This is a genomic window from Streptomyces sp. NBC_00239, assembly GCF_036194065.1.
Classification (GTDB): Bacteria; Actinomycetota; Actinomycetes; order Streptomycetales; family Streptomycetaceae; genus Streptomyces.
The window spans coordinates 6,450,599-6,463,207 of the sequence record NZ_CP108095.1 but is presented as its reverse complement, the minus strand read 5'-3'; the positions used below and the strand labels follow the sequence as shown (position 1 = coordinate 6,463,207).

At 73.5% G+C, this 12,609-nt stretch carries 14 protein-coding genes and 6 tRNA genes; 9 read left to right on the top strand and 11 right to left on the bottom strand.

Features of this window, described 5'->3' with window-relative positions; translation table 11 throughout:
* Positions 1-23: 23 nt before the first annotated feature.
* Positions 24-95 (bottom strand) — tRNA-Val (locus OG764_RS28440).
* 96 nt (positions 96-191) lie between these two features.
* Positions 192-614 (bottom strand): TIGR02611 family protein, encoded by a 423-nt coding sequence (locus OG764_RS28435; RefSeq protein WP_328971269.1) that lies wholly within the window; start codon positions 612-614, stop codon positions 192-194.
* A gap of 177 nt (positions 615-791) precedes the next feature.
* Here OG764_RS28435 and OG764_RS28430 point away from each other — a divergent pair, with 177 nt between their 5' ends.
* Both OG764_RS28430 and OG764_RS28425 read left to right on the top strand, forming a co-directional pair.
* Positions 792-1,205 (top strand): SsgA family sporulation/cell division regulator, encoded by a 414-nt coding sequence (locus OG764_RS28430; RefSeq protein ID WP_004002642.1) that lies wholly within the window; start codon positions 792-794, stop codon positions 1,203-1,205.
* 194 nt (positions 1,206-1,399) lie between these two features.
* A complete protein-coding gene (locus OG764_RS28425) occupies positions 1,400-1,957 on the top strand; it encodes a CGNR zinc finger domain-containing protein (protein WP_328971268.1) in 558 nt (185 codons plus the stop codon).
* Between the two features lie 57 nt (positions 1,958-2,014).
* Here OG764_RS28425 and OG764_RS28420 read toward each other — a convergent pair whose 3' ends face one another.
* Both OG764_RS28420 and OG764_RS28415 read right to left on the bottom strand, forming a co-directional pair.
* Positions 2,015-2,218: a hypothetical protein gene (locus tag OG764_RS28420; protein ID WP_328971267.1), complete on the bottom strand. Its 204-nt coding sequence runs from the start codon at positions 2,216-2,218 to the stop codon at positions 2,015-2,017.
* A 69-nt stretch (positions 2,219-2,287) separates the two neighbouring features.
* Positions 2,288-2,746, bottom strand: coding sequence for a hypothetical protein (locus tag OG764_RS28415; protein WP_328971266.1), 459 nt, complete (start codon positions 2,744-2,746; stop codon positions 2,288-2,290).
* 304 nt (positions 2,747-3,050) lie between these two features.
* Here OG764_RS28415 and OG764_RS28410 point away from each other — a divergent pair, with 304 nt between their 5' ends.
* Positions 3,051-3,575, top strand: a complete 525-nt coding sequence (locus OG764_RS28410) for a DsbA family protein (RefSeq protein WP_328971265.1) — start codon at positions 3,051-3,053, stop codon at positions 3,573-3,575.
* Positions 3,576-3,696: 121 nt separating this feature from the next.
* Here OG764_RS28410 and OG764_RS28405 read toward each other — a convergent pair whose 3' ends face one another.
* The 3 genes from OG764_RS28405 to OG764_RS28395 form a co-directional block, all read right to left on the bottom strand.
* Positions 3,697-4,542, bottom strand: a complete 846-nt coding sequence (locus OG764_RS28405) for a GNAT family N-acetyltransferase (RefSeq protein WP_328971264.1) — start codon at positions 4,540-4,542, stop codon at positions 3,697-3,699.
* 122 nt (positions 4,543-4,664) lie between these two features.
* Positions 4,665-5,486: an aminotransferase class IV gene (locus tag OG764_RS28400; protein ID WP_328971263.1), complete on the bottom strand. Its 822-nt coding sequence runs from the start codon at positions 5,484-5,486 to the stop codon at positions 4,665-4,667.
* Positions 5,483-6,541: a chorismate-binding protein gene (locus OG764_RS28395; protein ID WP_328971262.1), complete on the bottom strand. Its 1,059-nt coding sequence runs from the start codon at positions 6,539-6,541 to the stop codon at positions 5,483-5,485. Before OG764_RS28395 ends, OG764_RS28400 begins: the two co-directional genes overlap by 4 nt.
* 265 nt (positions 6,542-6,806) lie before the next feature.
* Between OG764_RS28395 and OG764_RS28390 the strand changes: the two genes are divergently transcribed.
* The 5 genes from OG764_RS28390 to OG764_RS28370 all read left to right on the top strand — a co-directional run bounded on the left by OG764_RS28390 (position 6,807) and on the right by OG764_RS28370 (position 7,280).
* A tRNA-Gly gene (locus OG764_RS28390) sits at positions 6,807-6,879 on the top strand.
* 37 nt (positions 6,880-6,916) lie between these two features.
* Positions 6,917-6,990, top strand: a tRNA-Cys gene (locus OG764_RS28385).
* 1 nt (position 6,991) lies between these two features.
* Positions 6,992-7,063: transfer RNA gene (locus tag OG764_RS28380), tRNA-Val, on the top strand.
* Between the two features lie 34 nt (positions 7,064-7,097).
* Positions 7,098-7,169 (top strand) — tRNA-Val (locus OG764_RS28375).
* 39 nt (positions 7,170-7,208) lie between these two features.
* A tRNA-Val gene (locus tag OG764_RS28370) sits at positions 7,209-7,280 on the top strand.
* A 145-nt stretch (positions 7,281-7,425) separates the two neighbouring features.
* On the opposite strand, the gene OG764_RS28365 is transcribed toward OG764_RS28370, so the two are convergent.
* The 3 genes from OG764_RS28365 to OG764_RS28355 all read right to left on the bottom strand — a co-directional run bounded on the left by OG764_RS28365 (position 7,426) and on the right by OG764_RS28355 (position 9,545).
* On the bottom strand, positions 7,426-7,704 hold the full coding sequence (locus OG764_RS28365; RefSeq protein WP_328971261.1) for a TFIIB-type zinc ribbon-containing protein: 279 nt from the start codon (positions 7,702-7,704) through the stop codon (positions 7,426-7,428).
* A gap of 67 nt (positions 7,705-7,771) precedes the next feature.
* Positions 7,772-8,752, bottom strand: a complete 981-nt coding sequence (locus OG764_RS28360) for a phosphotransferase family protein (RefSeq protein ID WP_328971260.1) — start codon at positions 8,750-8,752, stop codon at positions 7,772-7,774.
* 613 nt (positions 8,753-9,365) lie between these two features.
* Entirely contained in the window at positions 9,366-9,545 is a 180-nt protein-coding gene (locus OG764_RS28355) for a hypothetical protein (RefSeq protein ID WP_328971259.1), read from the bottom strand.
* A gap of 568 nt (positions 9,546-10,113) precedes the next feature.
* Between OG764_RS28355 and OG764_RS28350 the strand changes: the two genes are divergently transcribed.
* Positions 10,114-11,334, top strand: a complete 1,221-nt coding sequence (locus tag OG764_RS28350) for a serine/threonine-protein kinase (protein ID WP_328973212.1) — start codon at positions 10,114-10,116, stop codon at positions 11,332-11,334.
* Positions 11,335-11,732: 398 nt separating this feature from the next.
* Here the strand turns inward: OG764_RS28350 and OG764_RS28345 are convergent, their stop codons facing one another.
* Positions 11,733-12,551 (bottom strand): TrmH family RNA methyltransferase, encoded by an 819-nt coding sequence (locus tag OG764_RS28345; RefSeq protein ID WP_328971258.1) that lies wholly within the window; start codon positions 12,549-12,551, stop codon positions 11,733-11,735.
* Positions 12,552-12,609: the final 58 nt, after the last annotated feature.

Genomic DNA, 12,609 nt, shown 5'->3' with positions numbered 1-12,609 from the left:
GTCTCCGGGCCTTCGGACCCGGGTGGGCGATACTGGGATCGAACCAGTGACCCCTTCGGTGTGAACGAAGTGCTCTCCCGCTGAGCTAATCGCCCGGGCACACCGCAAACATTACCCCATGTCCGAGGGTGCCCCCGACCCCCTGCGCGGACGCCGGGAAGGTGCCCCCGAGCAGGTCGGGGGCCTGCGGGTCACTGATCGATGTTCCACGGCATCTCGAAGCCGAACTTCCACAGGTAGGTCCCGAGCAGGGCTCCGGTGATCACCAGGCCGATGCTGATGAGGATGAGATTGCGGCGGCGGACCCGGGGGTCCATCGCACGCTGTGCGGCTTCGGTGACCTTGCGCTTGGTCCAGCGCAGGACCAGCTGTGCCCAGACGAATTCGGTCGCCCAGATCGCCATGCCCGCGAAGATCACGAGCCAGCCCGGTCCGGGCAGCGGCAGCATCACGATGCCGGCGCCGACGACGGCCAGTCCGACGATGAAGACGCCGACCTGCCAGCTGAGGTGCAGGGTCCGGCGGGCCTTGATGAACTCCGGCGCCCGGGAGCCCAGCGGCTGCTCCGTTCCGGGCGTCTCGGCGTTCTTTTCTTCGTCACTCCCCGTATTCATGGGCGCCAACCTACCGGAGCTCCCAGCACACGTGCACGGCCTCCGGGATCCGCCGTACGAGGTACCTGAAGACCCACAAAACGGTCAGAGGGGTTTACAACGGCACCGTAGGTGGCATGTCGATTTCGCCGACGTGCGAATCCCCGAGCGCACACTGAGCGAAAGGCCCTGGCGCTTATGAACACCACGGTCAGCTGCGAGCTGCACCTGCGCCTCGTTGTGTCGAGCGAGTCCTCACTGCCTGTACCCGCGGGCCTGCGGTATGACACGGCCGATCCCTACGCCGTGCACGCCACCTTCCACACCGGAGCCGAGGAGACGGTCGAGTGGGTATTCGCCCGAGACCTCCTCGCCGAGGGCCTGCACCGGCCCACCGGTACCGGAGACGTCAGAGTCTGGCCGTCCCGGAGTCACGGTCAGGGCGTCGTCTGCATCGCCCTGAGCTCACCGGAGGGAGAAGCCCTGCTCGAAGCCCCTGCAAGAGCACTGGAGTCGTTCCTGAAGCGCACGGACGCCGCCGTCCCACCGGGCACCGAGCACCGGCACTTCGACCTCGACCAGGAGCTCTCCCACATCCTGGCCGAAAGCTGAGCCAGCGCGGGAGCCGCTCGACACCGTCCGACTCGGGGCGACGGTGCGAGCTGGACAACCACATACGGCAGTACCGGCGCTGTTCCCGCGGAAGCCACCCACGGGGACGGCGCCGGTGCGCTTTTCCGGGGAGCCGCTAAAGTCGGCCAGCATCGGCGGGAACCGGCCCGCCGCAGCCCCAGGGAGCGATTGACGTGCAGATTCCCCACGACACCCGTCGTGCACTCGACGTCGTCGTCGACCTTGTGAACACCGCCCCGGACGAGGACCAGCCCGACGGCCTGTCCGATGTCGGGGCGCTGCGGGACTTCGTGCGGGAGCACGAGATCAGCGACGTCGGCGAGCTGGGTGCCCGGGACCTCGCCGGGGTACGGGCGGTCCGCGCGCGCTTCGGACAGGTCTTCGGCGCGAAGAACTCCCGGACCGCGGCCGTCGTGATCAACGACCTGGTGGCCGCGGCGGGCACCACCCCGCGGCTGACGGACCACGACGGCTACGACTGGCACGTGCACTACTTCGCGCCCGGCGCCTCCGTGGGCGACCACATCGCCGCGGACTGCGGCATGGCGCTCGCCTTCATCGTGGTCTCGGGCGAGCGGGAACGGCTGCGCCGCTGCGAGGCCCCGGACTGCCGGCGAGCCTTCGTCGACCTGTCCCGCAACCGCTCGCGGCGCTACTGCGACAGCCGCACCTGCGGGAACCGGCTGCACGTGGCGGCGTACCGGGCCCGCCGCAAGGAAGCCGGCGAGTAGCGGCGCCGGCGGCCGCACCGGGAGCCGGGGCCCCGCGCGGCCGCCGTCCGGTCCGCCTCACAGCAGGAACAGGTCGTGCATGGCGGCCATCAGCAGCAGTGCGGCGATGACCGCCAGGAAGATCATCAGCGGCGGCTGGGACAACGCGAACAGGCAGCCGCGGCGCTCCGGTACGGGAGCCGCCGGTTCGGCGGGACCGGCCGCGGGGACCGCCGCGGCCGCGGTGACGGGGTGCTCGCCCCGCGAAGTGTCGAGTGGCATCTCGGGGCGAATGATGGCGCAGCCCACCCCCGCCCCGCTCCCAACACGCGAGTTTGCGCAGCGAGTTCGTCAGATTCCGTGCTTCTTGAGAATCGCTTCTATGTCGGAGAAGTCATCCGCGGGGGTGGCGGGCCGGTCCTGCCCGGTGCGCGGTGCGGCCGCGGCCGGGCGGGTGGGGGCGCCGAGCGAGGGCGCGGAGGCACCGGGGGCCACGGCCGCGGGTCCGGCCGCCGCGGCGGCTGCGGCGGCCTTGCGCTCCTTGCGGGTGCCCTGGCCGCGCCGCTCCACCGCGCGGGTCGTCATGAAGAGCAGCCAGGACACGCCCAGCACTCCGAAGCCCAGCCACACGGTCGGATTGAAGACGATCCCGGAGACCCACTCGACGAGTCCGGTCATCACCAGGCCGAGCGGAACCAGGGCGTAGGCGGCGATCCGGGTCGCGGCCAGGAAGCGCTTGCGGTACGCGGTCAGCGCCGCAATGCCCAGGCCGGCCGCGGACACCGCGGAGCATATGGTCTCGGCAAGCATGCGATCCTCCAGGTCGGCGGGTCCCCGGACGGTGCCGGGGGTCTGTCCCCTCCATCGTGCACCGGCCGCCCTCCACCGGGCCACGCCCACGGCCGTCCCCGACCGGATCTCCGGGAGATCTCCGGGGCGCCCTCCTCCGCAGGTGCCGGTCCGCGGACGATTCCCCGGCCGGGCAGACGGCCGGAACCCTGAGGGTCCGGCCCGGGTGCGCGGGCCCGGTCCCTCACGGTCCCCGCCCGGGGCACCGGCCCGGTCCCCCAGGGTCCGGTTGGGGTGGCGGCGGGGCGGCTGGGAGACTGGGGACATGAGTGATTCCCAGCCCGTTTCCCCCGCGAGCCCCGTCGTCCTGGACGTCTGGTGCGAACTCCAGTGCCCCGACTGCCGAAGCGCCCTGGAGGACCTGCGCGCGCTGCGGGCCCACTACGGCGACCGGATGGACATCCGGCTGCGCCACTTCCCGCTGGAGAAGCACAAGCACGCCTTCGCCGCCGCGCAGGCCGCCGAGGAGGCCGCCGAGCAGGGGCAGGGCTGGCCTTATGCGGAGGCGCTGCTCGCGCGGACCGAGGAGCTGGGCGACCGCGGCGAGGCCGTATTGCTCGACGTCGCCCGCGAACTGGGCCTGGACGCCGAGGAGTTCGACACCGCCCTGATCGACGGCCGGCACATCCTGATCGTGGACGCGGACCAGGCGGAGGGCAAGGCGATCGGCGTGACCGGCACGCCGACCTACGTCATCGGCGGCGAGCGCCTCGACGGCGGCAAGAGCCAGGAGGGCCTGCGCGAGCGCATCACGGAGATCGCCGACCGGCTGCTGACCGCCGGCGCCTGAGCCCCCGTACGCGCCCCGCACCGCGTCCCGTACGCGTCCCGTACGCACCCCTTGTACGCGTCCCCGGCCGGCGGCCCCGGGCCCCGGCCGGGACGGACGGCGGCCGGCGGCCTCCTGCGGGTCAGACGAGGTCCTTGGCGTAGTTGTACGAGGTGGGCCGGTAGCCCAGCGACTCGTAGAGCCGCAGCGCCGGGGTGTTGCCGCTGAAGACGTGCAGTCCCAGCAGCCGCGACCCGGCCGCCACGGAGACCTGCTCGGCCAGCAGCATCAGGGAGCGGCCGTGGCCGCGCCCCCGGTGGCGCTCGGCCACCTCGACGTTGAAGACGTACGTGCCGCGCCGCCCGGGGAGCACCTCGTTCTCGGCGACCCACACGTGGCCGAGCGCGGCGCCGCCGTCCCGCTCCGCCAGCACCGACAGCCAGAGCCCGGGCGTCTCCAGGCCCTGCGGGAGCAGCGCGTCGTGGTCGTTGCGGGACTTGGTACGGGCGGCCTCGACGGGCAGCCCGCGGTCCGCCCAGTCCTGGGCGTACTCGTCGACGGCGCGTTCGCGCCAGGGCCCGAACTCCTCGGCCGTCATCGGGCGGCCCACCACCCCGGCCGGCAGCGGGCGGGCCTCCTCGCCGAGTTCCTTGGCCATGTTGCGGCCGAGTTCGCGGTAGCCGAGCGCGGCGGCGAGGCGGTTGCCGGCGGCCGAGTCGGCGGGCACGGAGGTGCGCACTCGGCTGCAGTTCCAGGAGCGGAGCACTTCCTCGGCGGCGAGCGCGGCGACGGCCCCACGGCCCCGGCCGCGGTCGGGTTCGTCGATCCGCAGCCCGCGGATCTCGCCGACGACGGGCCCGAACGGCGTGTCCGTGCCGAGTTCGAGGCCTCCGACGACGCGGCTGTTGACGCAGACCGCGTAGGCGCGTACCCGCGCCCCGCCGCTGCTCTGCTGGATCGGCCCGGTCGGCCGCAGGGTGGTGGTCATCATTCGAGTTCTACCTGCCCCGCGGCCTTCCGTCACCGGAAATTACCGGCCGGGCCGCCGCCGTGCGCGGATCGGGACGACGGACCGGCGCGCGGACCCGCCCGCGGACGGCTTGCGGAGGCTCACGGATCGAGGTCCGCGCCGGCCCGTTCGTCGAAGATCCGCATGGCCTTGGCGGTGACCGGTCCGATGCCCGTTCCCAGCTCACGCCCGTCGACCCGGTGGACGGCCTGCACGTCGCGCAGGGTGGACGTCAAGAAGACCTCCTCGGCGCCCTCCAGTACGTCGAACGGCAGGTCGGTCTCCTTCGCCCCGGTCCATTCGACGGCCAGGGCGCGGGTGATGCCCGCGAGGCAGCCGGAGGCGACGGGCGGAGTGTGGATCTCGCCGTCGAGGACCACGAACACGTTGGACCCGGTGCCCTCGCAGAGCTGCCCGACCGTGTTCGCGAAGAGGGCCTCGGAAGCCCCGGCCCGGTTCGCGCGGGCGAGCGCGACGACGTTCTCGGCGTACGAGGTCGTCTTCAGGCCGGCGACGGCGCTGCGCTCGTTGCGCACCCAGGGCACGGTGATCACGGCCGTGGAGTCGGGGCGGCGCACGGTCTCGCCGAGCGCGACGACCAGCGTGGGGCCGGCCTCGCCGCGGTCGGAGCCGAGCGGCGAGAGTCCGCCGGTGTAGGTGATGCGGAGCCGGCCCAGCGGCACGGGGCTCGCCTGGAGCACGGCCCGGCAGGCGCGCCGGACCTCGTCCAGGTCGGGGTCGGGCAGGCCGAGGCCGCGCGCCGAGCGGGTCAGCCGGTCGAGGTGGCGGGTGAGCGCGAAGACCTGCCCGTCCACCGCCTTGAGTGTCTCGAAAACGCCGTCGCCCACGGTCAGCCCGTGGTCGAACACGGACACCTTCGCGCTGTCCGCGTCCCGCAGCTCTCCGTCGAGCCAGATTGTCACCGTACGGTCCCTCCACTCGCCTGGTACGTGCCCGACGCTACCGCGAGCAGCCGGGACGCCTTCAGCTCGGTCTCGGCCCATTCGCGGTCGGGGTCGGAGCCCCAGGTGATGCCGGCGCCGGTGCCGAAGAGCAGCCGGGGGCCGCCCGGGGCCTCGCGGTCGATCCAGAAGGTGCGGATGCCGACGGCCAGCTCCGCGGTACCGCGGTCGGCGTCGACCCAGCCGATGCCGCCGCAGTAGGGCCCGCGCGGCGCGGTCTCCAGTTCCTCGATGATCCGCAGCGCGGAGGACTTGGGGGCGCCGGTGACGGAGCCTGGCGGGAAGGCGGCCGTGAGCAGCTGCGGCCAGCCGGCGCCGTCGGCGAGCTCGCCGCGGACGGTCGAGACCAGGTGCACCAGCCCGGGGTGCTCCTCCACGGCGCACAGTTCGGGAACGGTGACGGAGCCGGTGGCGCAGACGCGACCGAGGTCGTTGCGGACCAGGTCGACGATCATGACGTTCTCGGCGTGGTCCTTGGGGAGCAGGTCGCCCGCGGTGCGGCCGGTGCCCTTGATGGGGCCGGACTCCACGGTGCGGCCGGTGCGGCGGAGGAAGAGCTCGGGGGACGCGGTGGCGATCTCGACGCCGTGCGCCGGCAGCCGAATCGTTCCTGCATAGGGGGCGGGATTCCCGCGGGCCAGCAGGGCGGTGAGCGCGTCCACGTCCGCGCGGCCCGGATCGGGCAGCGGCGCGGACAGCACCCGGCACAGGTTCGCCTGGTAGACCTCGCCGGCCGCGATGTACTCGCGGATCTTCCGCACCCCGCTCACGTACGCGGCGCGGTCCAGGGAGGAGCGCCACTGTCCGGCGTCCGGTCCGCTCCAGGCGCCGGGCACGGGAAGGGGCACCGGATCGGGGCGTACGTCGCCGAAGCGGGCGCAGGTCAGGCGCCCCTCGAAGTCGGCCGAAACCGCCCAGAAGCCGGTGGACTCCAGGGCGCTCGGGTCGCTGGTCACGTCACGCAGGTCGGTCGCGAGGCGGCCGCCGAAGCGGGCGATGGGTGGCAGGTCGTGCACGGCTGCGAGTCTATGGCGGCCGGCGCTGCGGCGCCGGTGCGGACCGACCGGGTACGGCCGCGGCACGGGCCGGGGGCGCGGCGCGCGTACGACCCGGGCGCGGTGCGGACACGGCTGAGGTGCAGGTGGGGTGCGGGTGAGGTGTCCCGCGGTGAACCAACGGCGGCAAGCTGCGGAAACGCGTTTTTGAGCTGGCCCAGGAATCCGCTAGAGTTCAACACGTCGCCGGGGAGCGCAGGAAAAACCCCAAGCAACACGGCGACATGCGGACGTGGCTCAGTTGGTAGAGCATCACCTTGCCAAGGTGAGGGTCGCGAGTTCGAATCTCGTCGTCCGCTCGAAGTGGGGGATCTTCCCGAACCCCTACAGCTCCATGGTGGAGTGGCCGAGAGGCGAGGCAACGGCCTGCAAAGCCGTCTACACGGGTTCAAATCCCGTCTCCACCTCCAAGGACGATTAGCTCAGCGGGAGAGCGCTTCCCTGACACGGAAGAGGTCACTGGTTCAATCCCAGTATCGTCCACTGGATCTCCGGATCCCGGATCTTCGGATCCCCCGCGCGATTAGCTCAGCGGGAGAGCGCTTCCCTGACACGGAAGAGGTCACTGGTTCAATCCCAGTATCGCGCACGCACCAACCCGACCTGCGGTTTTCGAACTGTGGTTCCCGCGCGATTAGCTCAGCGGGAGAGCGCTTCCCTGACACGGAAGAGGTCACTGGTTCAATCCCAGTATCGCGCACCGCCCGGAAGCCCCGGCCGTCTCGACGGCCGGGGCTTTCGCGTATGCCCAGAAGTGCTCGGGCGCGCGTATGTGCGCTGTACGTCGTGACCGGGAGCGGGCGACGGCGCCCCGGAAGGCGCCGTCCCGCGTGCTCGGACCGCCGTCAGGAGGAGAAGAGCATCCGGCCGAAGCCGCCGTGACGCTGGTGGTGGCCGTGTCCGTGGCCGTGGTGCTGCGGGGCGCCCCAGGCGGGGGCCGGTGCCGCCGGGTAGGCGGGCGGCGCCGGCGGCGGCGGGACCTGCCCGTACTGCGACTCCAGGCGGGTCAGGGCCTCCAGCTCGCCGTAGTCCAGGAATATGCCGCGGCAGCCGCTGCACTGTTCGATCTGAACACCGTTGCGGTTGTACGTGTGCATGATGGCGTGGCACTTCGGACACTGCATGATCGGCTCAACTCCTCGCCGTCGGACGTCGTCACCGGAATGCATGCCCGGTGGCGTGGAGCTCACCCTACGACGGACGACGTTGCTCCAAGTCGGGCGGGAGTGTGCCGATTCGGGCACAGCTTTGCACCATCAGCTGCTCCACGTCGTCCAGTCCGCGGCCCTCCGCCCGGGACTTCGCCAGGGCCAGAGCGGTGGTCTGCACGGTCAGCGCGCGGGCGGCGACGTCGAGTTCGGGCCACGGATCGGAGCCGGCGGGGCCCGCGGCGATGCCCCCGGCCGCCCGGTAGGAGTCCAGGAACCGCTCCCACACCACCACGCCCAACAGGCCGGCGGCGTACCAGGCGGCCGGGCGGGCCAGGTCCCAGGCCGGGTCGCCGAGACCGAGGTCGTCCACGTCGATCAGCAGCCACGGGCCGTCCGGTGCCGGGTGCCGCACCAACTGCCCCAGGTGCAGGTCGCCGTGGCACAGCACGGACGACGGCGGCGCGGGTGCCTCGCCGCGCGCCCAGGCCGGCAGCCGGGCGGCGGCCGCCAGCACCACCGGGGCCTGCGGGTGCTCCCCCGCGGCCGCCATCCGGGCCAGCGCCCTGGCCACCTTGGCGGGCCCGCGCATCGGCGGCACCGGGCCGGGCAGCGCGGCCGCGGGCACCCGGTGCAGGCGGGCCAGCAGCCGGGCGGCATCCTCCCAGGGCGCGGCGTCGGGCCGGTCGGGGTCCACGGGCTGGCCGTGCGGCCAGGCCGACACGGGACGGCCGCGGAGCAGGGTGGTCAGGGCCGTGTCCCCTTCGGGGGCGGTGACGGCCAGCGGGGCGAGCAGGATGCCGCCGAGCGGCGGGGCCGCGGCGATCCCGATGCGGACGGCGAGGGCGGCGTGGTCGCTGTCGGGCGCGTGCGCCTTGACCACGACCCCGCCGTTGCGCACGACGGTGCCGTCGGGGCGGTCGGCGAGCAGGATGTGCTGCCGGGGGACGCCGGGGCGTTCACGGGTGCTCCCCGCGGCGCCCCGGGCTGCGAGGGCGGCCAGCTCCGCGGCGAAGCGGTTCATGTGTTCCCCCAGGTCGTCGGGCCTGCTGGGATCGTACGCGGAGGCCCTCGCGGAGTGCTCGGCGTGGGCGCGCGGGGCTGGGCCGGTCGCCGATGCGGCGCCGGTCGGGGCCGGGCAGACGGCTGCGCGAAAGGGTGCCGTGGCGCCCGTCCGGGGCGGGTGGGGCAAGGGCGGCGGGGCTGCCGCCGGGGGCGGGGTGGGGCTGCCGCCGGGGCGAGGTCCTCGCTTGGCCGGCCGGGGGCGGGGGGTCCGTGGCCGGGGGACGGGCTCGGGGTGGGGAGCCCGCTGCCGGGGGGCGGGCTCGGGGTGGGAGTCTGCTGCCGGGGGGCGGGCTCGGGGTGGGGAGTCCGCGGCCGGGGGGCTCGGGGTGGGGAGTCCGCTGCCGGGGGGCACGGGGTGGGAGTCTGCTGCCCGGGGGGGCAGGCATGGGGTGGGGAGTCCGCGCCCGGGGGCGGGGAGTGCTGCACGGGGCGGGCATGCGAAAGGGTGCTGCTCGTACGACTCCCCAGCCGTACGAGCAGCACCCTTCCCTGTCGTCCGCCGCACCCCCGTCCCCACGGGGCTGATGGCCGATGTCCCGGCCCGGGCCGCTCTCCCGGACCCGGGGCGCCGCTCAGCGCCCCAGCATCACGCCCACGGACGACGCCTGTGTGACCACCGCTTCCCAGCCGCCGAAGACGACGACCAGCAGGGTGGCGAGGGGCAGGGCCATGGCCGCGGCCACCAGCGGGTGGCGCGTGGCCGCCTTGGTGCCCCGGGTGCGGACCAGTGTCCGGCCTGCCGTGTAGGCCATGTCCCTCTCCCTCTCGTTCTCTGTTCGGTTTGCAGCGGCGAGTGTCTGACCTCGGGGGACGAGTACGTCACCCGCCGCTTGTCTTCAACACTAGGCGCGCGATCACGCCGGGTCCTCATGCCCTCGTACCCATTACCGGGCCTCCGGGAGGATGAGGGTCCTGCCCCCGGAGTACTCCCCTGGGTGGAGACGGCGCCCCCGACCTCGGGGTCTTCCCGGAAGGGTCGGCCACCCGGGGTGACTTCGCTCACTTCCGGCGCTGCCCCGCTCACCCTCCGTCCGCGCCCCGGGACGGGGTCCGGCCGTGCGGTCTTCGTACGCCCGTCCCATGCGCTCGGCGCCGCGCGCGCCCCCCGCCGGGCGCCACGCGCCCCCAACACCCTTGTTCTCGAAGATCTTTGGCCGCCGGCGGGCGCCCGGAGGCGCGCCGACCGCGGCTTCTGATCAACCCTCAAGTGTCGCGCTCCGCACTGACAATCGAATCTCCCGCGGAGGGCGCGGCCTCTGAGCGCACATGGCGGATGGTCCGTAAGCTGTGGCACGTCAACAGGACGACCGGGCACACGGGGTGGACATGGCGATGATGCGGCTCCGGCGCGAGGACCCGCGTGTCGTCGGCTCGTTCAGGCTGCACCGGCGGCTCGGTGCCGGCGGCATGGGCGTGGTGTACCTCGGCTCGGACCGCCGGGGCCAGCGCGTCGCCCTGAAGGTGATCCGGCCGGATCTGGCCGAGGACCAGGAGTTCCGCTCCCGCTTCGCCCGCGAGGTCTCGGCCGCCCGCCGGATCCGGGGCGGCTGCACGGCGCGCCTGGTGGCGGCCGACCTGGACGCCGAGCGCCCCTGGTTCGCCACCCAGTACGTGCCGGGCCCCTCGCTGCACGACAAGGTGGCCGAGGACGGCCCGCTGTCGGCGGCGCAGATCGCCGCGGTCGGGGCCGCGCTCTCCGAGGGCCTGGTCGCCGTGCACGAGGCCGGAGTGGTCCACCGGGACCTGAAGCCCTCCAACATCCTGCTGTCCCCCAAGGGACCCCGGATCATCGACTTCGGCATCGCGTGGGCCACCGGTGCGAGCACCCTCACGCACGTCGGCACGGCGGTCGGCTCCCCCGGCTTCCTCGCCCCCGAGCAGGTGCGCGGCGCGGCCGTCACCCCGGCGACCGACGTCTTCGCGCTCGGCGCCACCCTCGCGTACGCGGCCACCGCCGACTCGCCCTTCGGGCACGGCAGTTCCGAGGTCATGCTGTACCGGGTGGTGCACGAGGAGCCGCAGCTTTACGGGGTCCCCGACGCGCTCGCGCCGCTGCTGCAGGCCTGCCTGGCCAAGGATCCGGAGGACCGGCCGACCACGCTCCAGCTGTCGATGCGGCTCAAGGAGATCGCGGCCCGCGAGGCCCAGGGGCTGTCCGACGTGCGGCCGCCGGCCCAGCGGGGCGAGCCGGAGCGGCCCAGCGGGCGGCTGGCCGAGCAGTACGCGCAGCAGCGCACCGAGCGGCGTACCGCGGGGACGCCCGTGCCGCGGCCCTCTCAGTCGCGGCCGGCCCAGGCGTCTGGGGCGGGGACGGGTGCGGCGCCGGCGCCGCGGGGTCCCGCCTCCCGGCCGTCCGCGTCGCGCGGGGCCGGCGCCCGTACGGGATCCCGTATGGGCGGGCGTCCCGGTGCTCCCCGCACCACCGGGGCCGGACGGCGGCCGGTGGGTCCCGACCGGCGGCTGCTGCGGCAGCGGCTGATCGTGTTCGTGGTGGTCACGCTGATCGTGGCGCTGGGCATTGCGGCGGCGCAGAAGCTCTAGCGGGGTGCCGCCGGCGGTACGGCACGCTCCAGGCTGAGCGGGCCACCCTTCGGCCTCGGCGGCGTTTGAGGCGGACCTCAGCCATCTTCGGCCTCGCCGGCGTTTGAGGCCAACCCCCGGCCACCTTCAGCCTCGCCGATGCCTTGGGGTGCAATTCCCAGCCTCGCCGACGCCTTGGGGTGCAATTCCCAGCCTCGCCGGCGTTTGAGGCGCGGGGTTTGGGGCGGAGCCCCAAGGCTGCAACCCGGCTGACGCCGGGCACCGGGCCCTGCCCGGACCCGCTCCTCAAGCGCCGGAGGGGCTGGAAGGTGCGCGGGGTTGCCGGGCTCCGCCCGGACCCGCTCCTCAAGCGCCGGAGGGGCTGAAGGGTGCGGGGGGTTGCCCCGGAGCCGGGCGGGTCAGGTGGTGGGGCGGCCCGTCGCGACGGCGTAGAAGGCTACGGCCGCGGCCGCGCCCACGTTGAGCGAGTCGACGCCGTGCGCCATGGGGATGCGTACCCATTCGTCGGCGGCGCGCAGCGCCTGCGTGGACAGGCCGTCACCCTCGGCGCCGAGCATCAGCGCCACCCGTTCCAGCGTGTGCGGAGCGGCTTCGTCGATGGCGGAGGCCTTCTCGTGCGGGGTCAGGGCGAGCAGCTTGAACCCGGCCTCGCGGACCGCCTCCAGACCCTTCGGCCAGGCGTCCAGGCGCGCGTACGGGACGGAGAAGACCGCGCCCATCGACACCTTGACGGAGCGCCGGTAGAGCGGGTCGGCGCAGTCCGGCGAGAGCAGGACCGCGTCCATGCCGAGCGCGGCGGCGCTGCGGAAGATCGCGCCGATGTTGGTGTGGTCGTTGACCGACTCCATGATCACGACGCGGCGGGCGTTCGCGAGCAGCTCGTCGGCGGTCGGCAGCGGCTTGCGCTGCATGGACGCCAGCGCGCCGCGGTGCACGTGGTAGCCGGTGACGCGCTCGGCGATCTCCGGGCTGACGGCGTACACCGGGGCGGGCAGCTCGTCGATGACGTCCTTCATGACGTCGACCCACTTCGCGGACAGCAGCATGGACCGCATCTCGTAGCCGGCGCTCTTGGCCCGTCTGATGACCTTCTCGCCTTCGGCGATGAACAGGCCTTCCGCGGGCTCGCGCCGGCGCCGGAGTTCGACGTCGGTCAGGCCCGTGTAGTCGCGCAGGCGCGGGTCGTCGGGGTCTTCGACGGTGATGAGATCAGCCACAGGGTGATACTGCCTTGTCCTGGGTGTGGTGCCAACGCCGGGAACGAGATCCGTTACC